Here is a 22,874-nt window from a genome sequence, read left to right on the forward strand (position 1 = left end):
GCTTATCGGCTTCTTAATGGTCACAAGATCAGGACGACATATGAAACATCTACTCCCCCTTTCCGGTCTTTTGACCAGCCTTGCCGCCCTGCCTGCATTGGCACAGGACAGCCTGCGCATTGACGGGCTTGATGTCATCGGCAGACCTGTTGACGGCGAGACAGGCTTTCAACCCGCCGTTACCGAATTGGCGCGGGATATCCATGATTTGGATCACCTGATTCTGGTGATCATCGCCGCGATCACCGTCTTCGTGACCGGCCTGATCATCTGGGTCATGATCCGCTACAACAAAAAGCGGAACCCGAACCCCTCGTCCTTTACCCACCACACCCCGATCGAAATCGCCTGGACCATCGGGCCGATTCTCATCCTTGTGCTGATCGGTGCCTATTCGCTGCCGATCCTGTTCCGCCAGCAGGAAATCCCCGAAGCGGACATCACGATCAAGGCCATCGGCAACCAGTGGTACTGGACCTATGAATATGTCGACGAAGAGATCGCCTTTGACAGCTACATGATCGGCGCCCCGGCCACGCTGGGCGACGGTGATGAGGACGTGACACCCTTCGTGCTGAATGACGCGATGGTCGCCAAGCTCGAAGACGAAGGCTACAGCCGCGATGACTTCCTGCTGGCCACCGACACTTCGGTCGTCATCCCCGTGGGCAAGACCATCGTCGTGCAGGTCACCGCCAGCGACGTGATCCACTCTTGGACCATCCCCGCCTTCGGCGTGAAACAGGATGGCGTGCCGGGTCGTCTGGCCGAACTGTGGTTCACCGCCGAGCAGGAAGGCGTCTACTACGGCCAGTGTTCCGAGCTTTGCGGTCAGGCCCACGCCTATATGCCGATCACCGTCAAAGTGGTTTCGGAAGAGGCCTATGCGGAATGGCTTGGCAACGCCAAGGCGGAATATGCCGGCATCGAACAGCCGCTGACCGTCGCCTCTAAGTAAGCCAGTGCCACGGGGCAGGGCGCAGGCCCGTGCCCCGTGTTTACCCTTGGAAGGTTCGGGATGACTGACATCACCAATACGCCAACAAGTGAATACGACGCGCAGCTGGGGGATTACTTCGCCCTGCTGAAACCGCGCGTCATGTCGCTGGTCGTCTTCACGGCCTTCGTGGGGCTGTTGGCCGCGCCGGTTTCGGTCAATCCCGTCATCGGCTTTTGCGCGATCTTGTTCATCGCCATCGGCGGCGGTGCCTCGGGCGCGCTGAATATGTGGTGGGACGCCGATATCGACGCGGTGATGCGCCGCACGCGCGGGCGCCCGATCCCCTCGGGCCGGGTCCAACCCGGTGAGGCGCTGACGCTTGGCGTCGCGCTCTCGGGTCTGTCGGTGATGATGCTGGCGCTGGCAACCAACCTGCTGGCGGGCGGGATGCTGCTTTTCACCATCCTTTTCTATGCCGTTTTCTATACTATGTGGCTCAAGCGTCTGACGCCGCAGAACATCGTCATCGGCGGTGCCGCGGGGGCCTTCCCGCCGGTGATTGGCTGGGTCGCCGCCACTGGCAGCTTCTCGGTAGAGGCATGGCTGATGTTCGCGCTGATCTTCATGTGGACCCCGCCGCATTTCTGGGCGCTGGCGCTCTTCATGCGCTCGGACTACGACGATGCCAAGGTGCCGATGCTGACCGTGACCCATGGCCGTCCGGCCACGCGCCTGCATATCTTCGTCTACACCGTCCTTCTGGCTGCACTGGCCATCGGCACGGCCTTCACTGCCATCGGCGGCATCTTCTACTTCGCCGTGGCGCTGGTGCTGAACGCCGCCTTCCTGCTGGGGGCCTACCGTATCTGGCGCCGGGATGAGGTCATGGCCGAGGGCGACGACTACGCCGAAGAGCGCAAGTTCTTCCGCCTGTCGCTGGCCTATCTATTTTTGCATTTCGGCGCGATCCTGGGCGAAGCGGCCCTGCGCGCCTTCGGCTTGGGGGGCTGGTAATGGGCATCCGACCTGAGCATGAGCTTCACAATCGCCGCCGCGGCCGCAACATCGGCGTGGGCCTGATGCTGGGCGCTTTCGTGGTGCTGATTATGGCGTTGACCTACGTCAAGATCACCCAGACCGATTTCGAACTCCCCCCGGAGCAACGCGAGGTGACACAGTAATGGCGCTTTCCGGTCCTCAGAAAACAGTGATGCAAACCGTCGGCGTGGTGGTGCTTATGGGCGGCCTCGCTTGGGCGTCGGTACCGTTTTACGACTGGTTCTGTCGCGTCACCGGCTTTGGCGGCACGCCGGGGCAGGTCTCTGCCGCCAGCGCCGACGTGCTGGATAAGACGGTCAAGGTCCGTTTCGACGGCTCCCTGAACGACGGTATGCCGTGGGAATTCAAACCCGTCGTCCGCGAAATGGAGATCCGCATCGGCGAGACCGGTTTGGCCTTCTACGAGGCGTACAACCCGACCGACAAACCGGTGGCGGGGCAGGCGAGCTATAACGTCACCCCGTATACCGCCGGGGCCTTCTTCGAGAAGATCGACTGCTTTTGCTTTACCGAACAGGTGCTGGCCCCAGGCGAGCGCGTGCAGATGCCGGTAAGCTTTTTCGTCGACCCGGAAATGGTCGAAGACCGTGATGGGAAGTTTGTACATACCATCACTCTGTCCTATACATTCTACGAAATTGACCTGCCCGAGGGCTATGCCGCCCTTGATCAGGACAGCGCCACAACAACCAATTAACGACCTGATTGAACAAAGGTGAGGGACCCGCAACCATGGCCCATGCAAAAAACCACGACTACCATATTCTCCCCCCCTCGACCTGGCCGCTGCTGGGGTCGGTAGGCGGATTTGTCATGCTGGCGGGCGCTGTCCTGTGGATGCACGGGATGACCCCCTTCGTCTTCTTGGGCGGTCTGGTGGCCACCCTCTACGTCATGTTCGGATGGTGGGCCGAAGTGGTCTCCGAAAGCGAAGTGGGCGATCACACCGGTGTGGTGCGCATCGGCCTGCGCTATGGTTTCATCCTCTTCATCATGTCCGAAGTCATGTTCTTCGTGGCGTGGTTCTGGTCCTTCTTCAAACAGGCCCTTTACCCGATGTATGAATATGTCGGCACGGAATACGTCCAGCCCGACATTCATGCGGTCGATGCCTTCCACCTGCCGCTGATCAACACGCTGGTTCTGCTGCTGTCGGGCTGTGCCGTGACATGGGCGCACCATGCGCTGGCCCATGAAAACAACCGCAAAGACCTGATCTCGGGCCTGACCATCGCGGTGATCCTCGGCGTGCTCTTCACCGCGCTGCAGGCTTACGAATACTATGAACTGCTGGTCCATGACGATTGGACATTCGGCGGCGACATGTATTTCTCCAGCTTCTTCATGGCGACTGGCTTCCACGGTTTCCACGTGATCATCGGCACGATCTTCCTCTTCGTCTGCCTGCTGCGCGCCATGCGCGGCCACTTCACCCCCGAACGCCACGTCGGCTTCGAGGCGGCAGCGTGGTACTGGCACTTCGTTGACGTGGTTTGGCTGTTCCTGTTCTTCGCCGTCTACATGTGGGGCCAGCCCTGACCATAGGGCGGGGTTGCATCCGCGCCCCACACCCGTAAAACCCAAACGCGCGAAGCCCTCTTCGCGCGTTTGTCGTTTCAGCCAGAGAGATTCGAATGCGGCGCAGCCTGTTCTTCATCATCGTCGGCCTTGGCGGGGCAGCCATCCTCGTCGCACTCGGGGTCTGGCAGGTGCAGCGGCTGGCGTGGAAAGAGGCGATCATCGCCGACATCAACAACCGCATCGCCGCCACGCCCGTCGCCTTGCCCGCCGACCCTGACCCGGAGGCCGACGCCTATCTGCCCGTCACCGTCAGCGGAGAGATCGGGGAACAGGCGCTGCATGTGCTGGTCAGCCAAAAGCAGAAAGGGGCGGGCTACCGCGTCATTGCACCCATGGCGTTGGAGAGCGGACGGCGCGTGCTCATCGACCTCGGCTTTACCGCCACATCGAACAAAGACGCCATCGCCCCCGCTGGCACCGCCACACTGACCGGCAACCTGCAATGGCCCCAAGAGGTCGACAGCTTCACGCCCGAGGCCGACATGGATCGCAACATCTGGTTCGCCCGCGATGTTGAGGTCATGGCCGAAACCCTCGACACCGAACCGCTCTTGATCGTGATGCGCGAAGGCACCGGGCCGGACCCAAAGATCACCCCGCTGCCCGTCGATACCGCCCGCATCCCCAACGATCACTTGCAATATGCGATCACCTGGTTTTCCCTCGCCGCCATCTGGCTGGCGATGACCGTCCTTTTCCTGCGCCGCCGCCGCGCCCCTGCAACGCCGAAAGTCGACTGACCCTATGCGCTATATCTCTACCCGTGGCTCCGCCCCTGTTCTGTCCTTCGAAGAGGCAATGCTGACCGGCCTTGCCCGTGACGGCGGCCTCTACGTCCCCGAAACGATCCCGACGCTGAGCGCGGAACAGATCGCGGCCATGCAGGGCCAAAGCTACGAAGAGGTCGCCTTCACCGTCATGCGCCCCTTCATCGGTGACACTTTCACCGACGAAGAATTCCGCGCCATCATCGCCCGCGCTTACGCAGGCTTCGGCCACACCGCCCGCGCGCCGATGGTGCAACTCGCCCCGAACCATTTCCTGCTGGAACTCTTCCACGGGCCGACACTGGCATTCAAAGACTTCGCCATGCAGCTTATCGGCCAGATGTTCCAAGCCGCGTTGGGCCGCAAGGGCGAGCGGGTGACCATCGTGGGCGCCACCTCGGGTGACACCGGCTCCGCCGCGATCGAAGCCTTCAAAGGGCTCGACAATGTCGATGTCTTCATCCTCTACCCCCATGGCCGGGTGTCTGACGTGCAGCGCCGCCAGATGACCACGCCCGCGGAATCCAACGTGCACGCGCTGGCCATCGACGGTGATTTCGACGATTGCCAAGCGCGCCTTAAGGACATGTTCAACGATTTCGACTTCCGCGATACCGTGCGGCTGGCAGGGGTGAATTCGATCAACTGGGGCCGGGTGCTGGCGCAGGTGGTCTATTACTTCACCGCCGCTACGAGCCTCGGCGCGCCCCTGCGTGAGATCAGCTTCACCGTGCCCACCGGCAATTTCGGCGACATTTTCGCGGGCTATATCGCCAAGCGCATGGGCCTGCCCATCGCCGATTTAATCGTCGCCACCAACCAGAACGACATCCTGCACCGCTGCCTCTCGGGCCAAGGCTATCACAAGGGGAGCGTGACCCCCTCGATCAGCCCCTCGATGGACATTCAGGTCTCCTCGAATTTCGAACGCGCCCTCTTTGACGCCTATGACCGCGACGCCGGTGCCGTGGCGCAGTTGATGGACGAGTTGGGGCAGGGCGGTTTCGACGTCTCTCAAGGGGCGATGCAAGCGCTGCAAGACATCTACCGCTCGGGCCGCGTCTCCGAAGAGGAAACCACCGCCACCATCGCCGACCGCCGCCGCACCACGGGTGAGCTGCTCTGCCCGCATTCCGCCGTAGGCGTGAAGGTTGCGGATGATCTGCGCGATCCGGCCACGCCGATGGTCACGCTGGCCACCGCCCATCCGGCAAAATTCCCAGACGCTGTTGAGGCGGCCACCGGCATCCGCCCGGCCCTGCCGCCCCGCATGGCGGACCTTTTCGACCGGGAAGAACGTTTCACCCGGCTGCCTAACGACCTCGACGCGCTCAAAGCGCATATCAAAGGAAACCTCTCCGCGTGAGCCTTCAACAGACCACATTGCCCAACGGCTTTCGCATCGTCACCGAACATATGGAGGGGCTTGCCTCCTCCGCCATCGGCGTCTGGGTCAACGCAGGCGCGCGCCACGAGACGCCGCAGCAAAACGGCATCGCGCATTTCCTCGAACATATGGCGTTCAAAGGCACCGCGACCCGTTCCTCGCTGCAAATCGCCGAGGCGATTGAGGATGTGGGTGGCTATATCAACGCCTATACCTCACGCGAAGTCACCGCCTATTATGCCCGCGTGCTGGAAAATGATGTGGCGCTCGGCCTCGACGTGATCGCCGACATCCTGCGCAATCCGGTGCTGGACCCTTCAGAAGTCGAGGTCGAACGCGGCGTAATCCTGCAAGAGATCGGCCAAGCGCTCGACACGCCCGACGATGTGATTTTCGACTGGCTGCAAGAGCAGGCCTACCCGGATCAGCCCATCGGTCGCACGATCCTTGGGCCAAGCGAGCGGGTCTCGGCCTTCTCGCGTGACGACTTGCAACGGTTCATCGCCGATCACTACGGGCCCGAGCAGATGATCCTTTCGGCTGCCGGTGCGGTGGACCACGACAAAATCGTCAAACTCGCCGAAAGCCTCTTTGGCGACATGCCCGCCAAGAGGCTCTACCAGATCGACAGCGCCCGTTTCGGGGGCGGCGAATATCGACAGGTCAAACAGCTGGAACAGGCCCATTTCGCGCTCGGCTTTGAAAGCCCCGGGTACCGCTCCGACGACATCTACATTGCCCAGATCTATGCCTCGGCCTTGGGCGGCGGCATGTCCTCCCGCCTGTTCCAAGAGATTCGCGAGAATCGCGGCCTTTGCTACACGATCTTCGCGCAAGCGGGCGCCTATGCCGACACGGGCATGACCACGATCTACGCCGGCACCAGCGCCGAACAACTGCCCGAACTGGCCAATATCACCATCGACGAGATGAAGCGCGCCGCCTCCGACATGTCGCCTGCCGAAGTCGCCCGCGCCCGGGCGCAGATGAAAGCCGGGCTGCTCATGGGGCTGGAAAGCCCCTCCAACCGTGCCGAACGTCTGGCGCGGCTCATCCAGATTTGGGACCGTGTACCGCCGCTGGAAGAAACCGTCGCCCAGATCGACGCGGTGACCACCGGCGACGTGCGCGATTTCGCCGAACGTATGGCCACGCAAGCCCCTGCGGCCCTCGCGCTCTACGGCCCGGTCGACGCCGCCCCGACGCTGGACGACCTTCACAACCGACGCGCCGCCTGATGCTGGGGCGACGCAAACTGCGGATTGAAACGGAACGGCTGACCCTGCGCCCGCCGATCCACGCCGACTTCCGCGCCTGGGCCGCCCTGCGCCGCGCCAGCAACGACTACCTGCGCCCGTGGGAGCCGACATGGGCTGAGGATCACCTCACCCGCAAGGCGTTTACAAACCGTGTCTACTGGGCGCAGCGCTCGGTTTCCTCGGGCAACGCCATGCCGCTCTTCCTGATCCGGCGCAGCGACCAAAACCTCGTCGGTGCGATCACCCTCGACAACATCCGCCGCGGGCCGGCCCAATCCGGCACCCTGGGCTATTGGACGGGCGAACCCTTTGCCCGCCAAGGCTACATGCGCGAGGCGATCGAAGCGACGGTGCATCAGGCCTTCACCCGCCTCGACCTGTCGCGCATCGAGGCCGCCTGCCTGCCAGAAAACCAAGCCTCCCGCGGCCTGCTCGAAAAGGCGGGCTTCAAATACGAGGGCGTTGCGCAGAGCTATCTGCAAATCGATGGCCGCTGGCGGACCCATGTGCTCTACGCCTCCCTACGCAAAGACCGGCGCGGCCGCACGGGCGTAGGCTAAGGCTCAAGGCGAAACGCTTCGCTGACAACATAAGCATCGCCGGGGCATTATCGCCCCGCCTCACGCCCCGCATTCTCCCAGCCGGTCCGGCGCTTTGCCCTTGCATCTGCGCGCCCCGCGCAGGATCAAAGGCCCATGACACTGAACCCCGCCGACACCGCCTTCATCGACACCCTGCGCGCGCAACTGCCAGACGATGTGCTGCGCGATCCCGAGCAGCGCTACCTCGAAGAACCCCGCGGCCGCTACGCGGGGCAGGGGGGCGTCTTGGCCCTGCCGCGCAGCACCGAAGAGGTCGCCACCCTGATCCGCGCCGCCCATGCCGCCCGCGTGCCGGTCGTGCCCTATGGCGGCGGCACCGGCCTTGTCGGCGGCCAAATCAGCAGCGATGGCCCGGCACCCCTGATCCTCTCCCTCGAACGCATGAGCCGCATCCGGGCCGTTCTGTCCGAAGAGAACGTATTGGTCGCCGAAGCAGGCACAATCCTCGCCGATGTCCAAACCGCCGCCGAAGAGGCAAACCGCCTCTTCCCCCTGTCCCTCGCCGCCGAAGGAACCGCGCGCATCGGCGGCACGCTTTCGACGAACGCAGGCGGCACCGGCGTGCTGCGTTACGGCAACGCCCGCGACCTCTGCCTCGGCCTCGAAGCCGTCTTGCCTGACGGCCAAATCTGGCACGGGCTGACCCGCCTGCGCAAAAACAACACCGGCTACGATCTGCGCAACCTGCTGATCGGCGCCGAAGGCACCCTCGGCGTGATCACCGCCGCGGCCCTCAAGCTCTACGCGCGCCCCGCCCGCAGTGGCACCGCACTCATGGCGGTCGAGAGCCCCGCCGCCGCATTGGCGCTCCTCTCCCTCGCGCGCGACCACTTGGACGAAATGATCAGCGCTTTCGAATTGATGCACCGAAGAGGTTTCGATTTCCTTAACGAGTCCCTGCCCAACATCCGCCAACCCTTCGCCGAAACCCCGCAATGGTGCGTCTTGATCGACATCGGCACCCCCGGAGAGATCGATACCGACGCCGCCCTAGAGGCGCTTTTCGCTGCAGCCCTCGACGCCGGCCTCGTCTCCGACGGACTCATCGCCCAGAACGCCCAACAGGCCCAAGACTTTTGGACCATCCGCGAATCCATCCCCGAGGCCAACCGCCTGATCGGCTCAGTCTCCAGCCACGACATCTCAGTGCCCCTCGGCGCGATCCCCGAATTCATCACCCGCGCCACCGATGCGCTCTCGGCGCTCGGCGACTTCCGCATCAACTGTTTCGGCCATGTCGGGGACGGCAACCTGCACTACAACGTCTTCCCCGCAAAGGGCAAAAGCCGCGCCGACTACGAAGACAAGCGCGACGCCGTGAAACGCCTGGTGCACGACCTCGTCCACGACCTTGGCGGCTCGTTCAGCGCGGAACATGGCGTGGGCCGCATCAAGGTCGACGACCTCGAACGCTACGGCGACCCCGCCAAACTCACCGCCATGCGCGCCATCAAAACGGCGCTCGACCCTCAAGGCATCATGAACCCCGGCGCCGTCCTAAGGGCTTAAAGCCCGTCGAAAGCGCAGAGCGCATGCACCTCTTTGCCAAGCGCTTCCAACCGCTTGCGCCCGCCCAACTCGGGCAGATCGATGATAAAGGCGCAGGAAACGATCTCGCCGCCCAAACGCTCGATCAGTTTGATCCCGGCCTCCGCCGTGCCGCCGGTGGCCAAAAGATCATCCACAACCAGAACCTTCTCGCCCGGTTTGATCGCATCGTCATGCAACTCGACAATGGCCTCGCCATATTCAAGCTGATATTCCTGACTGATCACCGTGCCGGGCAACTTGCCCTTCTTGCGGATCGGCACGAAACCCACGCTCAACTGATGCGCAATCGCCCCGCCAAGAATGAAACCGCGCGCCTCCAGCCCCACGACCTTATCAATCGCAATCCCCGCATAGGGGTGCAGCATCTGGTCGATCGCCATGCGAAACCCGCGCGGATCGGCAAAAAGCGTTGTCACGTCACGAAACATGATCCCCTCATGAGGGAAATCTACGATCGTGCGAATATAGTCCTGAACCTGTTTCATGCCGCCCTTTCGCGTGTTTGACCGGACCCGTCTTAGCGCAACGCGCCGCCCGGGCGAACCCCCCATCTGCGCCCGCCCCACAACATCCAGGAAGGGGCGCCATCCCCCTCCCTTCATCCTTTCTTAAATACCTTCCGCACTCAGCCAAGAAAAGCCGCCGCCCGCGGTCAAAGCATCCGCCCCGCCACCGCATCCAGCTTGGCCAGCAATTCCGGATCCCGCGCATCCGGCTGGGTCAGGATCGCAAATTCCAGCGCCCGGTCACAGCCGTGCGGGCAGGGCGCGCGCTCGGCCCCCAGAAGCGCGGGCAGGCGCGAGACCATGGCGCGGCCCTTGTCGGCGTTGCCCATCAGCGTGGCGAAGATCTGCGTCACATCCACCTCGCCGTGGTCCGGGTGCCAGCTGTCGTAATCAGTGATCATCGCGACACTGGCATAGCAAAGCTCCGCCTCGCGGGCGAGTTTCGCCTCGGGCATATTGGTCATGCCGATCACATCCGCCCCCCAACTGTCGCGGTACATCTTGGATTCCGCGAGCGTCGAGAATTGCGGCCCCTCCATCGCCAGATAGGTGCCGCCCCGGTGCACGTTGATGCCCGCGTCTCGTGCTGCGGTCTCGCAGGCGTCCCCCAAGCGCGGACAGGTCGGATGGGCGACCGAGACATGGGCCACGCAGCCGGGGCCGAAGAAGCTCTTCTCGCGCGCCATGGTGCGGTCGATGAATTGGTCGACGATCACGAAGTCGCCCGGGGCCATCTCCTCGCGGAACGACCCGCAGGCCGAGACGCTGATCACATCCGTGCAGCCGAGCCGTTTCAGCGCGTCGATATTCGCGCGGTAGGGGACGGAGGTCGGCGTATGCACATGCCCGCGGCCGTGGCGCGGCAGAAAGACCATGGCGACCCCATCCAGCGTGCCGGTCAGCACTTGATCCGAGGGTGCGCCCCATGGCGTCTCCACGGTGACCCAATCGGCATCCTGAAGCCCGTCGATGTCGTAAATGCCGGAGCCGCCGATCACGGCGATTTTCGTATCTGTCATGAGGGGTAAGCCTGTGCCTTGGATGGTTGCGGGTAAGGGTCAAAGAACCTCATAGAATGCCACGGGGATCAAGTGTTTTTGCCGAGAGGCAAGACACGACTGCGTCAGGCGAGGGGGTGAAAGTGTTTCTGCATTGCAGCAACTTCCGTGGCCCCGTCGCCAAGACACTTTTCTTTGGGGCGAAATTCCTCTAGGTGCAGCCAAAAGCGCCCCGCATCCGCGGTCAGGGCGCTATACCCGTTTTCCGAAAGTCAAAGGACGCCCCCATGCGCGCCACGCTGCACAATTTCGCCAAGAACCTCGATGTGACCGATCTGCGTTGGATGCCGGATGACGGTTTCTCCATCGGGCGGCTGCGGATCGAACTGCTGTCGGGGCTGACCGTGGCGCTGGCGCTGGTGCCCGAGGCGGTGGCCTTCGCCTTCGTCGCAGGTGTGCACCCGCTGGTCGGGCTCTATGCCGCCTTTCTCGTGGGCCTCATCACCGCGCTGATCGGCGGTCGGCCCGGCATGATCTCGGGCGCGACCGGGGCGCTCGCCGTGGTCATGGTGGCGCTGGTGGCGCAGCACGGGGTCGAATACCTCTTTGCCACCGTCGTGTTGATGGGGCTGTTGCAGATTTTCGCGGGCGTCATGCAATGGGGCAAGTTCATCCGGCTGGTGCCGCATCCGGTGATGCTGGGCTTCGTCAATGGCCTCGCCATCGTGATTTTCCTAGCCCAGATGAGCCAGTTCAAAGTGCCTGGCACCATGGTCGACACCGGTCATGGCGTAGGCGGTGGTGAATGGCTTTCGGGCCAGCCGCTCTACCTCATGCTGGCGCTGGTGGCGGCGACCATGGCGATCATCTGGATCACCCCGCGCATCACCAAGGTCATCCCCGCGCCGCTAGCGGGCATCGGCGTGATTGCCGCCGTGGTGATCGGTTTCGGCCTCGACGTACCGCGGGTGGGTGACTTGGCGTCGATCCAAGGTGGCCTGCCGAGCTTGCACATCCCCATGGTGCCGCTGACTTGGGAGACCTTTGAGATCATCTTGCCTTACGCCGTCATCCTCGCCGCCATCGGTCTGATTGAAAGCCTGCTGACCCTGAACCTCGTCGGGGATCTCACTGGCAAGCGCGGCGGCGCGAGCCAAGAATGTATCGCGCAAGGTGTGGCCAATACGGTTACCGGTTTCTTTGGCGGCATGGGCGGCTGTGCGATGATCGGCCAGAGCATGATCAACGTGAAATCCGGCGGTCGCACCCGTGTCGCCGGGATCGCGGCGGCGGTGTTCCTGCTGCTCTTCATCCTCGTCGGCTCCTCGGTGATCGAGCTTATTCCGCTGGCCGCTCTGGTCGGCGTGATGTTCATGGTGGTGATCGGCACCTTCGCGTGGAACTCGCTCACCATCCTGCGCAAAGTGCCGCTGATGGACGCTTTCGTCATCATTCTGGTGACCGTGGTGACCGTGATGGAAGATCTCGCCGTGGCGGTGGTTGTCGGCGTGATCGTCTCGGCGCTGGCCTATGCGTGGAACAACGCCCGGCGCATCCACGCGACCACGCGGGAATCGGTGACCGAGAAGGGCGCCAAGGTCTATGAGATTCACGGGCCGCTGTTCTTCGGCTCTTCCGACGGCTTTGCCGAGCTTTTCGACGTGGAGAACGACCCCGAGGTGGTGATCGTCGATTTCGCCGACAGCCGGGTGGTGGATCAATCGGCGCTACAGGCGATCGAGGCGATGGCTGCGAAATACGAGGCCGCGGGGAAACGTCTGCAACTGCGCCACCTCAGCCGGGATTGTCACCGTCTGCTGAATAAGGCGGGGCATTTGATGGTCGATAGCGATGACGACCCTGATTACGAATTGGCGGTTGATTACGATGTGCGCACCGGGGTTCTGGGCGGGCACTGAATGGAAAACCCGGCGCCGAAAGGTGCCGGGTTTTTTGTTTCTGGTCGAGTTTGCCACCGGCCCGGAATCAAGCCGCAGGCGCCGGGCCATCGCCTGCCCGCCCGGACGGGTAGGCGATTAAGAGAGGCTGGGCGCGAGCCTGCGGACCGCACATCATGGTTGAGCCATAAAGTGGCACGCAGCGCCGTTAGATCGCCGACCCGCGGACAGGCGCTGGCCCTCGCATCTCGACTGCGGTCCTCAACCCTCAATCATCCGGCCGCTTCAACTCGAACACATCCCGCACCACTGTGTAATCGCGGTACCCCAAACGCGACAGCGGCTGGAACCGGGTGACGTCGAACCGCCCGTCGACCACGCAATCGTCGCGCATATGCACGCCCACGACCTCACCGAAAACCGCGAAATTCGCCTCGCCCGGCAGTTGCACGATCTGGGTCAGCTTGCACTCGAGGCTCGCGGGCGCATTCGCCACCCGCGCACAGACGATCTGTTCGCACTCGGCCTTGTCGATCCCGGCGCGGGCAAATTCATCCTCGCCATGAGGCAGCATGGCAGAACTCACGTTCATCACGTCGCGCGCCGCATATTCCACCACGTTCACACAGAACACCCCGGTCTCCCGGATGTTGGCCACGGAGTCCTTGGTGCCGTCCACGTCTTCCTTGGCGCTGGTCGAGGCGAACATCACCTGCGGCGGCACATAGGCGACGGCGTTGAAAAAAGAATAGGGCGCGAGGTTGTCTCGACCCGCGCCATCACGGGTAGAGATCCAGCCGATTGGGCGGGGGCTGATGATGGCGTTGAACGGGTTATGCGGCAGACCATGGCCGTCTTCGGGACGATAGAACATGTACACTCCTTGATGGTTTGCACCCATGGCTAGCCTCATGCTACGTCCAGCGCCACCCGCAATTGCTCCTGAAAGCCTCCGGCCTTGCATCAGACGCCCTACAAGATGACCCCGGAGGTGCCCGCCGACCATTGGGAGGTTGAAGCGCTCTATGACACCTGTTTCGCGCCGGGGCGCGAGGCGCTGTCGTCTTACCGTCTGCGCGATGGCGTGCCGCCGGTGGCGGGGCTGAACCATGTGGCCCGTGACAGCGGCGGAATCCTCGCCGGGGCGATCCGCTATTGGCCGGTGCGCATCGGCGCGGCAAAGGCGCTTTTGCTGGGGCCGGTGGCGGTGCACCCCACAAGGCAGGGCGAAGGGCTGGGCGCGGGGCTGATCGAGACCTCGCTTGCGCAGGCGGCCCCGCTGGGCTGGGAACGGGTGATGCTGGTGGGCGATGCGCCCTATTACAACCGCTTCGGCTTTGCCCTGTTGCAAGGGGTCGAGATGCCGCCGCCCACGAACCCCGCGCGCATCTTGGGCCGCGCCTTGACCGAGGGGGCTTGGGCCGGGGTGACGGGCACGGTTCGTCGCTGGCACGATTGATTTTACCCCGCCCGCGACCCACATTGAGCCTAAGCTCAAAGAGGGACGCCCATGCAGATCGAAAGCAACCTGCCCAGCACCATTGATGTCGATGCCCGGCTGGATGAGATCGCCCGCCGGTATAAACAGGCGGGTGGCGTGGGCATCCATGTGCTCAACCTTATCGGCGGCAGCGCGGATGGGTTGATCGACCGTTTGCCGGGGGCGGTGCGCCGCAACCTTGAAGGGGCGACGATGAAGGCGCTTGGCCATGCCATGCAGGCCGCCCATTCCAGCCGCAGCTATGTGAAAGACCAGCAGGGTTGGCTGAACCAAGCGGTCTCGACCGCGATGGGCGCCGCAGGCGGGGCCGGGGGGCTGCCGACCGCATTGGCCGAACTGCCGGTGACCACCACGCTTCTGTTACGGGTCATCCAAGGGGTGGCGGCGGAACATGGGTTCGATCCCTCGGCGGAGAATGTGCAATTCGACTGCGTGCATGTCTTTACCGCCGCCGGGCCGCTGGCGGATGACGATAGCGCTGATCTGGGGTTTCTTACCGTGCGCATGGCGCTCACGGGCCGCGCGATGAATGCGGTGATCGCCCGCGTGGCGCCGCGTCTGGCGCTGGTGCTGGGGCAAAAGCTCGCCGCGCAGGCGGTGCCGGTGCTGGGTGCAGTGGCTGGGGCTGCGACGAACTATGCCTATACCAGCTATTACCAAGACATGGCCCATGTGCATTTCGGCCTGCGCAAACTGGCGATAGAGGCGGATATCCCGCAAGAGGAACTGGTCGCCCGCCTACGCAAGAAAATGGGCAGGACGCCGCCCAAACTGTGATCAGCGCCCGATGCTTCCCGGGGCCACTGTGGTGGCCTTGAGGATGGCGTAGCAGCTCATGCCCTCGCGCAGATCAAGGTCGCGGACCGCCCGGGCCGTCACCCGCGCCAAAAGGCGGTCTCCGCCTGCGTCGAGCGCGATGGCCGCACCGGGGCCGTCGCCGGGATGCACAGCCTCGACTCGCACGGGCAGGATGTTGACCGAAGACAGCACCTCGGGCCGCGTGCGCGACAGGATCACATCCTGCGCCAAGACCCGCAGCCGCACCCGCGCGCCCACCGGCGCTTGCACGCCGGGAAGCTCCAATTGCCCCGCCCGCACGGCGAGGGTCGAGAGCCCATCCTCGGCATGAGCGATGACATCGGCCTCCAGCACCGCGCCCGCTTCGCGCACGCCGAGCAGCGGCACGGCTGCCGGGTCGGCCATCACGTCGAACAGCGCGCCCTGGGCCTTCAGTCGCCCGTTTTGCAGCAGCACCAAGCGATCGGCGAGGCGGGCGATTTCGTCCACCGCATGGCTGACGTAGAGGATTGGCAGGTCCAACCCCCCGTCGCGCAGCCGTTCGAGATAGGGCAGGATCTCTTGCTTGCGCGGGCCATCGAGGCTGGCCAGCGGCTCATCCATCAACAACATGCGCGGATGGCACAGTAGGGCGCGACCAAGGGCGACACGTTGTTTTTCTCCGCCTGAAAGCGTTGCCGGGGCACGGTCGAGCAGGGGCTCAAGCCCCAGAAGCGCCACGACATCGGCAAAACCCGCGCCTTGGCTGCCGCGGGGCGCATAGCGCGCGCCGAAGGTCAGGTTGCCGCGCACGTCCAAATGGGGAAAAAGCCGCGCGTCTTGAAAGACATAGCCCAGCCTGCGGCGATGCGGCGGCACCCAGATGCCGCGCTGCGTATCCAAAAGCACCTCACCGTCCAGCACCACGCGCCCGACATCGGGGCGCAGCAATCCGGCGAGTGCATTGATCACCGTCGTCTTGCCCGCGCCGGAGCGGCCAAAGAGCGCGGTGATCCCGCCTTGGGTGGTGAAAGACAGGTCCAGATCGAAGCCGTCGAACCCATGGCGCAGCGTGACCTCAAGCATCAGCGCGCCCCCGAAATGCGTTTCGCGACCCGCCGTGCCAAGGCTTCGGAGAGCAACACGGCAGCCAGCGCCACCAACCCGGCCAGCGCGGCCATGGCCAGTGCACGGTTTTCACCGCCCGGCACCTGCAAGGCCGTCCAGATCGCGCTTGGCAGGGTTTGGGTCTGGCCGGGGATATTGGCGACAAAGGTGATCGTGGCGCCGAATTCACCCATCGCCTTGGCAAAGCCCATCACCGCCCCAGCAAGGATGCCGGGAAAGATCAGCGGCAAGGTGACGCGGCAAAATACGCTGAGGCGCGGCGCGCCGAGGGTGGCGGCGGCGTCCTCTATCCGGGGGTCGACCGCCTCGATCGCCAGCCGCATGGCGCGAACCATCAGCGGGAATCCCATGATCAGCGCAGCCAGCACCGCGCCCGTCCAATGAAAGGCAAGACCAATGCCGAGGCTCTCCAACAGGCGGCCCAAAGGCGCGTTGCGGCCAAAGCTGAGCAGCAGCAGATAGCCCGTCACCACGGGCGGCAGCACCAGCGGTAGATGGACCAGCGCGCTCAGCACGCCTTTGCCGCGAAACTCCTTTCGGGCGAGGATCCACGCCACCCAAAGCGCCAGCGGCAGGGAGCAGAGCATCGCCACGCTGGCCACCCGCAGCGACAGAAACAGCGCGGCCCAAGCGGCGGCGTCAAGATCCATGATCGGCCCGAAGGAACCCGTGGTCCACAAAGATCGCCTGTGCCGCCTCGGTGGTCAGGAAATCGACCAGCATTTTGCCCTTGGCCGTCAACGCCGCGGCGGGATAGGTGATTGGGGCATGGGCCTCGGCGGGCACCTCATAGACGGTTTGCACCGCCGGCTCGGCCTGCGCGTCGCTGGCATAGACCACGCCAAGCGGCGCATCGCCTCGCGCGACCAAGGCCAATGCGGCGCGGACATTGTCGGTCTCGGCCAAGCGGCTTTGCAGCCGTTGCCAAAGCCCCGCATGGGTGAGCCATGCACGGGCATAGCTGCCTGCGGGAACGGCGTCGCGTTGCCCCATGGCAAGCCGCCCCTCGGCGCCAAGCCGGGCGGGCAGCTCGGCGGGATCGGCAAGTGGGGCGCTGTCGGCGGGGGCAATCAGCACGAGGCGGTTGCGGGCGATGATCTGCGCATTCCCGGCCCCCTCAACGCCTTCGTCCGCGAGCCATGTCATCCAGTCGCTATTGGCAAGCAAGACCACATCGGCGGGCGCCCCGGAGGCGACCTGCCGCGCCATCGTGCCTGAGCCGCCATAAGACAGCACCACCGGCGCGGGGAAATCCGCCGTGACCTCCTCCAACGCGCCGCGCAGGCTGGCGGCGGCAAAGACCGTCACGGGTGCCTCGGCCCGAAGGGGCAGGGCAAGGCTGCAAAGCACTGTCAGAAGAGCGGAAAATCTTATCATTTTGGTAGTATCTTTGATGCGATGAAAGGGGGCAAGGGGATATGGCCAGACGGGGATCGCCGCGCTAGGGTCAAGGGGAAACAACCTGCCAAGGGGCGCGGCTGCAACGGATGGTGAAACAGGCTCCGATATCCTTGAACGGCGGACAGAAGGATGAGCTGCGCATTCAATTCGCGGCGCTCTGCTGGCGTCGTAAACGGGGCAAGTTGCAGATCCTGCTGATCACTTCGCGCGGGAGCAAACGTTGGATCATTCCCAAGGGTTGGCCGATGGAGGGCAAGACCCCCGCCGCCTCGGCCTTGGTCGAGGCATGGGAGGAAGGCGGCGTCGTGGGGCAGGCGCGGGGGCAATGTCTGGGCGTCTACAGCTATGCAAAAACCGGCGCGGATGGGACCTTGCCCTGTCTGGCGATGCTCTACCCGGTAAAGGTCAAGGCGCTGGCCAAACACTTCCCCGAGAAGGGACAGCGCAAGCGGATGTGGTGTTCGCGCCGCAAGGCCGCCCGGCTGGTGGAGGCCCCCGATCTGGCGCGGCTGATCCGAGATTTCGATCCGCGCAGCGGTGGTTTGGCAGGCTGACAGCGCGGCGTTTCGATGCGCGCCGCGCCCGCGCTTGTCTTGACCTCTTTCGCGCCGCAGCCCATTTAAAGCAAAGAGTTTGAGGACCGGGCGAATGATCCGTTATGCACTGAAATGCGAGGCCGGGCATGGTTTCGAAAGTTGGTTCCAATCCGCGGCAGCCTTTGACAGCCTCGCCCGTGCGGGCCATCTGAGCTGTGCGGTCTGCGGGTCGACGGAGGTGAGCAAATCGCTGATGGCCCCGCGGGTCACCTCGGGCGGCAGCGCTCCGGCTGCGCCGGAAGCGGCAGAAAAACCGCAATCTGCCAAGACACCCGCCCCGGCCCTGTCCAATCCGGCAAGTGACGTGGAAAAGGCGCTGACCGCTCTACGCAAAAAGGTCGAATCCACCTCCGATTACGTTGGCAAGAATTTCGTGCGCGAGGCGCGGGACATGCACGCAGGGCGCAGCCCCGAGCGCCCGATCTATGGCGAGGCGCAGCTGGATCAGGCGCGGGAATTGGTGGCCGAGGGCGTGCCCTTGATGCCGCTCCCGTTCAAACCCAAACGCCAACTTTCCTAAAAGCCCATTTTCATAAAGGATCGCCCATGACCATCGTTATCACAGGCGCCAGCCGCGGCATCGGCGCTGCGCTGGCCCGCCAGTATAAAGACGCGGGCGAAGAGGTGATCGGCACCGCACGCGGCGCAGGCGCGCAGGCCGTGCTGGACGTGACCGACCCGGCAAGCCACGCGTCCTTCGCCGCAAGCCTGCAAGACCGCCCGCTGGACCTGCTGATCTGCAATGCGGGCGTCTATCTCGACAAGGGCGATGACTTGGATACCGGCTTTGGCCCCGACCTCTGGGTGCAGAGCTTTGCGACCAATGTGACCGGGGTTTTCCTCACCGTGCAATCCCTGCTGCCCAACCTGCGGGCGGCGCAGGGGGCGAAAATCGCCATCATTGCCTCGCAGATGGGCTCGCAGACGCGGGCGCCGGGGGGCAGCTATATCTACCGCGCCTCCAAAGCGGCGGCGATCAATCTGGGGCGCAATCTGGCGGTGGACCTGAAGCCCGAGGGCATTGCGGTGGGCATTTACCATCCCGGCTGGGTGCGCACCGATATGGGCGGCGATCAGGGCGAGATCAGCGTTGAGGACTCGGCGCAGGGCCTCGCCGGGCGGATCGCCGCGCTGGACCTTGGACAGACGGGCTGTTTCGAGACTTGGGATGGCCGCGCGCATCCGTTCTAGGCGGCGCTACATAACGTCATGTTAAATAGGCTTGCCCTTGCCGGGCCGTGGGCTTAGACCGCGCTGGACTGTTGCGCGGGGGACAATATGCCTGTTCTGGTTATGAAATTCGGTGGGACTTCGGTTGCCACTTTGGACCGTATCCGCCGCGCGGCAAAGCGCGTCGGCGTCGAGGTGGCCAAGGGCTATGACGTGATCGTCATCGTATCCGCCATGTCGGGTGAGACGAACAAGCTGGTGGGCTTCGTCAATGAGACTTCGCCACTCTATGATGCGCGCGAATATGACGCCATCGTGTCGAGCGGGGAGAATGTCACCGCCGGCCTCATGGCGCTTACTTTGCAGGAAATGGACGTGCCCGCGCGGTCTTGGCAGGGCTGGCAGGTGCCGGTGCGCACCACCGATGCCCATTCCGCCGCGCGGATCGAAGAGATCCCCACCGACAACATCAACGCCAAGTTCGGCGAAGGCATGAAGGTGGCCGTGGTCGCAGGTTTTCAGGGCATCAGCCCGCAGGGCCGGATCACCACGCTGGGCCGGGGCGGGTCTGACACGACCGCTGTCGCCTTTGCCGCCGCCTTTGGCGCGGAGCGCTGCGATATCTATACCGACGTCGATGGTGTCTACACCACCGACCCGCGGGTCGAATCCAAGGCCCGCAAACTTGACAAGATTTCCTTTGAAGAGATGCTGGAACTGGCCTCTCTCGGGGCGAAGGTTTTGCAGACCCGTTCGGTCGAACTGGCGATGCGCTACAAGGTTAAACTGCGGGTGCTGAGCAGTTTCGAAGAACAATCTGACGATGCCGGGACGCTCGTCTGCGATGAGGAGGAAATCATGGAAAGCAATGTGGTGGCCGGGGTCGCGTTTTCCCGTGATGAGGCAAAGATGACCTTGGTGTCCGTGGCGGACCGCCCCGGCATCGCCGCGACGATCTTTACCGCGCTCAGCGAGGGCGGCGTGAATGTCGATATGATCGTTCAGAACATTTCCGAAGAGGGGCGCACCGATATGACGTGGTCCTGCCCCGTCGATCAGGTGATCCGCGCTGAAAAGGCGATGGAAAAGGCCCATGAAGAGGGGATCATCAACTATCAGGAGTTGATCGCCGACAAGGCTGTGGCCAAGGTTTCCGTGGTGGGGATCGGCATGCGCAGCCACACCGGCGTGGCCGCCAAGATGTTCAAGGTGCTCTCGGACGAGGGGATCAACATCAAGGTGATCACTACCTCCGAGATCAAGATCAGCGTGTTGATCGACCGCAAGTATATGGAATTGGCCGTGCAGGCGCTCCACGACGCTTTCGAGCTTGATAAAGCGGCCTAAACACCTGCGATGACACGGGTTTTACGCAAGGTGACCCCTTGCGTAAATCTGCAGCATCCCGCCGATATGCTGGCTGAGGATGTAGGGTATGGCGCGAATAGCATTTCTATCCTTGCGCGAGTGCGCTAAACCCTGCTCCAGAGGGACAGGGACCGGATCATATGGCCGAACGGGTTGAGACAGAAAGCCGCAAGCTGCTGGGGCGGCTGCGCGATGCGATGGCCAGCGATGTGGCGGGGCAGGCGCGGCTGGACAAGATCACCCAGTTGATCGCCAACTCCATGGGCTGCGAAGTCTGCTCGATCTATCTGTTTCGCGACGAAGACACGCTTGAGCTTTGTGCCACCGAAGGGCTGAACGAAGCGGCGGTGCATGAAACGCGCATGAAACTGGGCGAAGGTCTGGTCGGTCGGGTCGCCAAGAGGCGCACGGTCATCAACACGCCCGATGCGCCCCAAGCCGCCGGTTTCCGCTTCATGCCCGAGACGGGGGAGGAGATTTATTCCTCCTTCCTTGGGGTGCCGGTGCAACGTCTGGGTGAGACGCTGGGCGTGCTGGTGGTACAGTCCAAGGTCGCGCGGGAGTTCTCCGCCGATGAGGTCTATGCGCTTGAGGTCGTCGCGATGGTGCTGGCCGAAATGGCCGAGCTTGGCGCCTTTGTCGGCGAGGGGGCTGCGATGTCGGCCCGGCATAGCCAGCCGGTGCTGCTGCGCGGCACCGTAGGGCAGGAGGGCGTGGCCGAGGGGCACGTCTGGCTGCATGAGCCGCGGGTGGTGGTCTCCAACCCCATTGCCGACGATCCTGAACGTGAGACGGAGCGGCTGACCGAAGCGGTCGAGCAATTGCGGCTCAGCGTTGACCAATTGTTAAGCCTTACCGCCGACAAAGAGCAGCAGAAGGTGCTCGAAGCCTACCGCATGTTCGCCAATTCCAAAGGCTGGATGCGGCGCATGGTGGAGGATATCCAAAGCGGGCTGAGCGCTGAGGCCGCGGTCGAGAAAGAGCAATCCATGGCCCGCGCCCGTCTGGGGCAGGTCAATGATGCCTACCTGCGTGAGCGGTTGTCGGATCTGGATGATCTGTCGAACCGGCTGCTGCGCAATTTGACGGGGCAGGGCAGCGATACCGGGGCCGAGATGCCGGTCGATCCGATCCTCGTGGCGCGCAACATCGGCCCGGCGGAACTGCTGGATTACGGGCGGTCGCTGCGCGGCATTGTGTTAGAGGGCGGCTCGGTCGGCTCTCACGCCGCTGTTGTCGCGCGGGCGCTGGCGATTCCGCTGATCGTCCACGCCAGCCGCGTGACCAATGACGCGCTGAACGGCGATCACATCATGGTCGATGGTGAGCAGGGCGTGGTGCATCTGCGCCCCGACGATACCGTGGCCACGGCCTTTCGCGACAAGATCGCGATGCAAGCGGCGGCGCAGGAACGCTATGCCTCGATCCGCGATAAACCGGCTGAGACGAAATGCGGGCGGATCATCAGCCTACAGATGAACGCAGGTCTGATGGCCGATCTGCCCTCGCTCGAAGGGTCGGGGGCCGAAGGGGTCGGGCTCTTCCGCACCGAGTTGCAGTTTCTGGTGCGCAACCAGATGCCCCGCCGGACCGAGCTTGCCGCGCTTTATGCCCGCGTGCTCGATGCCGCCCATGGCCGCCGCGTGGTCTTCCGCACGCTCGACATCGGGTCGGACAAGGTGCTGCCCTATATGAAGCCCCATGATGAGCCGAACCCGGCCCTCGGCTGGCGCGCGATCCGGGTGGGGCTGGACAAGCCCGGTGTCATGCGGATGCAGTTGCAGGCCCTGATCCGCGCCGCCGCGGGCCGCCCGCTGGCGGTGATGTTCCCCTTTATCGCCCAGTTCGAGGAATTCCGCGCCGCCCGCGCCGAGGTCGACAAAGCGATGGAGCGGGAGCGTATTCTTGGCCATGTCTTGCCCGAAAAGCTGGAGGTCGGCGCCATGCTGGAGACCCCCAGCCTCGCCTTTGCCCCAAAGAAATTCTTTGAAGAGGTCGAGTTTCTGTCGATCGGGGGCAATGACCTTAAGCAGTTCTTTTTCGCCGCCGACCGTGAGAACGAGCGGGTGCGGCGGCGCTATGACACGCTGAACGTCTCTTTCCTGACCTTCCTTGAGGGCATCGTGGAACGTTGCGCCGAAACCGATACCGCGCTGTCTTTCTGCGGGGAGGATGCGGGCCGCCCGGTCGAGGCGCTGTGTTTCGCGGCCATCGGGCTCAAGACCCTGTCGATGCGCCCGGCATCGATCGGGCCGGTCAAAAGCCTGCTGCGGCGCTGCAATCTCGACGACGTGCGCGCGGTCATCCATGCCGCACGAGAGCAGGGCGAGATGTCGGTTAGGGGTGCGGTGATGGACTACGTCCGCCAGCAGCACCAGCACTAAG

The 22,874-nt window shown here is 63.8% G+C and carries 24 protein-coding genes; 18 read left to right on the forward strand and 6 right to left on the reverse strand.

Features of this window, described 5'->3' with window-relative positions:
* The first annotated feature begins 40 nt into the window (after positions 1–40).
* From coxB to ACGYLX_RS01770, 10 genes are all read left to right on the forward strand, one after another.
* Positions 41–958, forward strand: a complete 918-nt coding sequence (gene coxB / locus ACGYLX_RS01725; protein ID WP_276153844.1) for a cytochrome c oxidase subunit II — start codon at positions 41–43, stop codon at positions 956–958.
* Positions 959–1,018: 60 nt separating this feature from the next.
* Positions 1,019–1,954: a heme o synthase gene (gene cyoE / locus ACGYLX_RS01730; protein ID WP_394447001.1), complete on the forward strand. Its 936-nt coding sequence runs from the start codon at positions 1,019–1,021 to the stop codon at positions 1,952–1,954.
* Positions 1,954–2,121, forward strand: coding sequence for a cytochrome C oxidase assembly protein (locus ACGYLX_RS01735; protein WP_271688021.1), 168 nt, complete (start codon positions 1,954–1,956; stop codon positions 2,119–2,121). Before cyoE ends, ACGYLX_RS01735 begins: the two co-directional genes overlap by 1 nt.
* Positions 2,121–2,696, forward strand: coding sequence for a cytochrome c oxidase assembly protein (locus ACGYLX_RS01740; protein WP_394410158.1), 576 nt, complete (start codon positions 2,121–2,123; stop codon positions 2,694–2,696). The genes ACGYLX_RS01735 and ACGYLX_RS01740 overlap by 1 nt, the downstream gene beginning before the upstream one ends.
* A 35-nt stretch (positions 2,697–2,731) precedes the next feature.
* Positions 2,732–3,538, forward strand: a complete 807-nt coding sequence (locus ACGYLX_RS01745) for a cytochrome c oxidase subunit 3 (RefSeq protein ID WP_271688018.1) — start codon at positions 2,732–2,734, stop codon at positions 3,536–3,538.
* 95 nt (positions 3,539–3,633) lie between these two features.
* Positions 3,634–4,320 (forward strand): SURF1 family protein, encoded by a 687-nt coding sequence (locus tag ACGYLX_RS01750; RefSeq protein WP_394447003.1) that lies wholly within the window; start codon positions 3,634–3,636, stop codon positions 4,318–4,320.
* Positions 4,321–4,324: 4 nt separating this feature from the next.
* Entirely contained in the window at positions 4,325–5,713 is a 1,389-nt protein-coding gene (thrC, locus tag ACGYLX_RS01755) for a threonine synthase (protein WP_394447004.1), read from the forward strand.
* A complete protein-coding gene (locus tag ACGYLX_RS01760; RefSeq protein WP_394447006.1) occupies positions 5,710–6,972 on the forward strand; it encodes a M16 family metallopeptidase in 1,263 nt (420 codons plus the stop codon). Before thrC ends, ACGYLX_RS01760 begins: the two co-directional genes overlap by 4 nt.
* Entirely contained in the window at positions 6,969–7,553 is a 585-nt protein-coding gene (locus ACGYLX_RS01765; protein WP_271689988.1) for a GNAT family N-acetyltransferase, read from the forward strand. Before ACGYLX_RS01760 ends, ACGYLX_RS01765 begins: the two co-directional genes overlap by 4 nt.
* 135 nt (positions 7,554–7,688) lie before the next feature.
* Positions 7,689–9,104, forward strand: coding sequence for an FAD-binding oxidoreductase (locus tag ACGYLX_RS01770; protein ID WP_394447008.1), 1,416 nt, complete (start codon positions 7,689–7,691; stop codon positions 9,102–9,104).
* On the opposite strand, the gene ACGYLX_RS01775 is transcribed toward ACGYLX_RS01770, so the two are convergent.
* The gene (locus ACGYLX_RS01775; RefSeq protein ID WP_271693186.1) at positions 9,101–9,631 is read right to left on the reverse strand and encodes an adenine phosphoribosyltransferase; all 531 of its coding nucleotides are present in this window, start codon (positions 9,629–9,631) and stop codon (positions 9,101–9,103) included. The two genes, ACGYLX_RS01770 and ACGYLX_RS01775, sit on opposite strands and share 4 nt — an antisense overlap.
* Before the next feature lie 167 nt (positions 9,632–9,798).
* Positions 9,799–10,671 carry an S-methyl-5'-thioadenosine phosphorylase gene (locus ACGYLX_RS01780; RefSeq protein WP_394447010.1) on the reverse strand — a complete coding sequence of 291 codons (873 nt, stop codon included), beginning with the start codon at positions 10,669–10,671 and terminating at the stop codon, positions 9,799–9,801.
* Between the two features lie 266 nt (positions 10,672–10,937).
* Here ACGYLX_RS01780 and ACGYLX_RS01785 point away from each other — a divergent pair, with 266 nt between their 5' ends.
* Complete coding sequence (locus tag ACGYLX_RS01785) at positions 10,938–12,569, forward strand: SulP family inorganic anion transporter (RefSeq protein WP_394411240.1); 1,632 nt, start codon at positions 10,938–10,940, stop codon at positions 12,567–12,569.
* A gap of 247 nt (positions 12,570–12,816) precedes the next feature.
* On the opposite strand, the gene ACGYLX_RS01790 is transcribed toward ACGYLX_RS01785, so the two are convergent.
* The gene (locus ACGYLX_RS01790; protein WP_394447011.1) at positions 12,817–13,422 is read right to left on the reverse strand and encodes a flavin reductase family protein; all 606 of its coding nucleotides are present in this window, start codon (positions 13,420–13,422) and stop codon (positions 12,817–12,819) included.
* A 105-nt stretch (positions 13,423–13,527) separates the two neighbouring features.
* On the opposite strand from ACGYLX_RS01790, the gene ACGYLX_RS01795 reads away from it, so the two are divergent.
* Together ACGYLX_RS01795 and ACGYLX_RS01800 are read left to right on the forward strand one after the other, a co-directional pair.
* The gene (locus tag ACGYLX_RS01795; protein ID WP_394448073.1) at positions 13,528–14,007 is read left to right on the forward strand and encodes a GNAT family N-acetyltransferase; all 480 of its coding nucleotides are present in this window, start codon (positions 13,528–13,530) and stop codon (positions 14,005–14,007) included.
* A 51-nt stretch (positions 14,008–14,058) separates the two neighbouring features.
* A complete protein-coding gene (locus ACGYLX_RS01800; protein WP_271693191.1) occupies positions 14,059–14,826 on the forward strand; it encodes an EcsC family protein in 768 nt (255 codons plus the stop codon).
* Here the strand turns inward: ACGYLX_RS01800 and modC are convergent, their stop codons facing one another.
* Genes modC through modA form a run of 3 tightly spaced genes read right to left on the reverse strand, consistent with a single transcriptional unit; the run spans position 14,827 to position 17,331 of the window.
* On the reverse strand, positions 14,827–15,912 hold the full coding sequence (modC, locus tag ACGYLX_RS01805; RefSeq protein WP_394447013.1) for a molybdenum ABC transporter ATP-binding protein: 1,086 nt from the start codon (positions 15,910–15,912) through the stop codon (positions 14,827–14,829). It lies immediately after the preceding gene.
* Entirely contained in the window at positions 15,912–16,604 is a 693-nt protein-coding gene (gene modB / locus ACGYLX_RS01810) for a molybdate ABC transporter permease subunit (protein WP_394447015.1), read from the reverse strand. Before modB ends, modC begins: the two co-directional genes overlap by 1 nt.
* Entirely contained in the window at positions 16,594–17,331 is a 738-nt protein-coding gene (modA, locus tag ACGYLX_RS01815) for a molybdate ABC transporter substrate-binding protein (protein ID WP_394447017.1), read from the reverse strand. The genes modB and modA overlap by 11 nt, the downstream gene beginning before the upstream one ends.
* 110 nt (positions 17,332–17,441) lie before the next feature.
* Here modA and ACGYLX_RS01820 point away from each other — a divergent pair, with 110 nt between their 5' ends.
* The 5 genes from ACGYLX_RS01820 to ptsP all read left to right on the forward strand — a co-directional run bounded on the left by ACGYLX_RS01820 (position 17,442) and on the right by ptsP (position 22,873).
* Positions 17,442–17,909, forward strand: a complete 468-nt coding sequence (locus ACGYLX_RS01820) for an NUDIX hydrolase (protein WP_067267814.1) — start codon at positions 17,442–17,444, stop codon at positions 17,907–17,909.
* Between the two features lie 94 nt (positions 17,910–18,003).
* Complete coding sequence (locus ACGYLX_RS01825; RefSeq protein WP_394447019.1) at positions 18,004–18,471, forward strand: DUF1178 family protein; 468 nt, start codon at positions 18,004–18,006, stop codon at positions 18,469–18,471.
* Positions 18,472–18,497: 26 nt separating this feature from the next.
* Entirely contained in the window at positions 18,498–19,142 is a 645-nt protein-coding gene (locus tag ACGYLX_RS01830) for an SDR family oxidoreductase (RefSeq protein ID WP_394447021.1), read from the forward strand.
* Positions 19,143–19,229: 87 nt separating this feature from the next.
* Positions 19,230–20,468, forward strand: a complete 1,239-nt coding sequence (locus ACGYLX_RS01835) for an aspartate kinase (protein WP_136720516.1) — start codon at positions 19,230–19,232, stop codon at positions 20,466–20,468.
* A 161-nt stretch (positions 20,469–20,629) separates the two neighbouring features.
* On the forward strand, positions 20,630–22,873 hold the full coding sequence (gene ptsP, locus ACGYLX_RS01840; RefSeq protein ID WP_067263814.1) for a phosphoenolpyruvate--protein phosphotransferase: 2,244 nt from the start codon (positions 20,630–20,632) through the stop codon (positions 22,871–22,873).
* The last annotated feature ends 1 nt before the right edge of the window (position 22,874 follow it).

Origin of the sequence: Sulfitobacter sp. 1A13496 (genome assembly GCF_043557225.1) — a bacterium.
Classification (GTDB): Bacteria; Pseudomonadota; Alphaproteobacteria; order Rhodobacterales; family Rhodobacteraceae; genus Sulfitobacter; species Sulfitobacter faviae.

Excerpts from the sequence above, each read along its gene's own strand:
- ACGYLX_RS01770 (WP_394447008.1), top strand. The coding sequence starts at position 7,689 with ATGACACTGAACCCCGCCGACACCGCCTTCATCGACACCCTGCGCGCG.
- ACGYLX_RS01820 (WP_067267814.1), top strand. The coding sequence starts at position 17,442 with ATGGTGAAACAGGCTCCGATATCCTTGAACGGCGGACAGAAGGATGAG.
- ACGYLX_RS01830 (WP_394447021.1), top strand. The coding sequence starts at position 18,498 with ATGACCATCGTTATCACAGGCGCCAGCCGCGGCATCGGCGCTGCGCTG.
- ACGYLX_RS01735 (WP_271688021.1), top strand. The coding sequence starts at position 1,954 with ATGGGCATCCGACCTGAGCATGAGCTTCACAATCGCCGCCGCGGCCGC.
- ACGYLX_RS01775 (WP_271693186.1), bottom strand. The coding sequence starts at position 9,631 with ATGAAACAGGTTCAGGACTATATTCGCACGATCGTAGATTTCCCTCAT.
- ACGYLX_RS01740 (WP_394410158.1), top strand. The coding sequence starts at position 2,121 with ATGGCGCTTTCCGGTCCTCAGAAAACAGTGATGCAAACCGTCGGCGTG.
- ACGYLX_RS01795 (WP_394448073.1), top strand. The coding sequence starts at position 13,528 with ATGACCCCGGAGGTGCCCGCCGACCATTGGGAGGTTGAAGCGCTCTAT.
- ACGYLX_RS01800 (WP_271693191.1), top strand. The coding sequence starts at position 14,059 with ATGCAGATCGAAAGCAACCTGCCCAGCACCATTGATGTCGATGCCCGG.
- ACGYLX_RS01825 (WP_394447019.1), top strand. The coding sequence starts at position 18,004 with ATGATCCGTTATGCACTGAAATGCGAGGCCGGGCATGGTTTCGAAAGT.
- ACGYLX_RS01790 (WP_394447011.1), bottom strand. The coding sequence starts at position 13,422 with ATGTTCTATCGTCCCGAAGACGGCCATGGTCTGCCGCATAACCCGTTC.
- ACGYLX_RS01835 (WP_136720516.1), top strand. The coding sequence starts at position 19,230 with ATGCCTGTTCTGGTTATGAAATTCGGTGGGACTTCGGTTGCCACTTTG.
- coxB (WP_276153844.1), top strand. The coding sequence starts at position 41 with ATGAAACATCTACTCCCCCTTTCCGGTCTTTTGACCAGCCTTGCCGCC.
- modB (WP_394447015.1), bottom strand. The coding sequence starts at position 16,604 with ATGGATCTTGACGCCGCCGCTTGGGCCGCGCTGTTTCTGTCGCTGCGG.
- ACGYLX_RS01785 (WP_394411240.1), top strand. The coding sequence starts at position 10,938 with ATGCGCGCCACGCTGCACAATTTCGCCAAGAACCTCGATGTGACCGAT.
- cyoE (WP_394447001.1), top strand. The coding sequence starts at position 1,019 with ATGACTGACATCACCAATACGCCAACAAGTGAATACGACGCGCAGCTG.
- modA (WP_394447017.1), bottom strand. The coding sequence starts at position 17,331 with ATGATAAGATTTTCCGCTCTTCTGACAGTGCTTTGCAGCCTTGCCCTG.
- ACGYLX_RS01750 (WP_394447003.1), top strand. The coding sequence starts at position 3,634 with ATGCGGCGCAGCCTGTTCTTCATCATCGTCGGCCTTGGCGGGGCAGCC.
- ACGYLX_RS01745 (WP_271688018.1), top strand. The coding sequence starts at position 2,732 with ATGGCCCATGCAAAAAACCACGACTACCATATTCTCCCCCCCTCGACC.
- thrC (WP_394447004.1), top strand. The coding sequence starts at position 4,325 with ATGCGCTATATCTCTACCCGTGGCTCCGCCCCTGTTCTGTCCTTCGAA.
- ACGYLX_RS01780 (WP_394447010.1), bottom strand. The coding sequence starts at position 10,671 with ATGACAGATACGAAAATCGCCGTGATCGGCGGCTCCGGCATTTACGAC.
- ptsP (WP_067263814.1), top strand. The coding sequence starts at position 20,630 with ATGGCCGAACGGGTTGAGACAGAAAGCCGCAAGCTGCTGGGGCGGCTG.
- modC (WP_394447013.1), bottom strand. The coding sequence starts at position 15,912 with ATGCTTGAGGTCACGCTGCGCCATGGGTTCGACGGCTTCGATCTGGAC.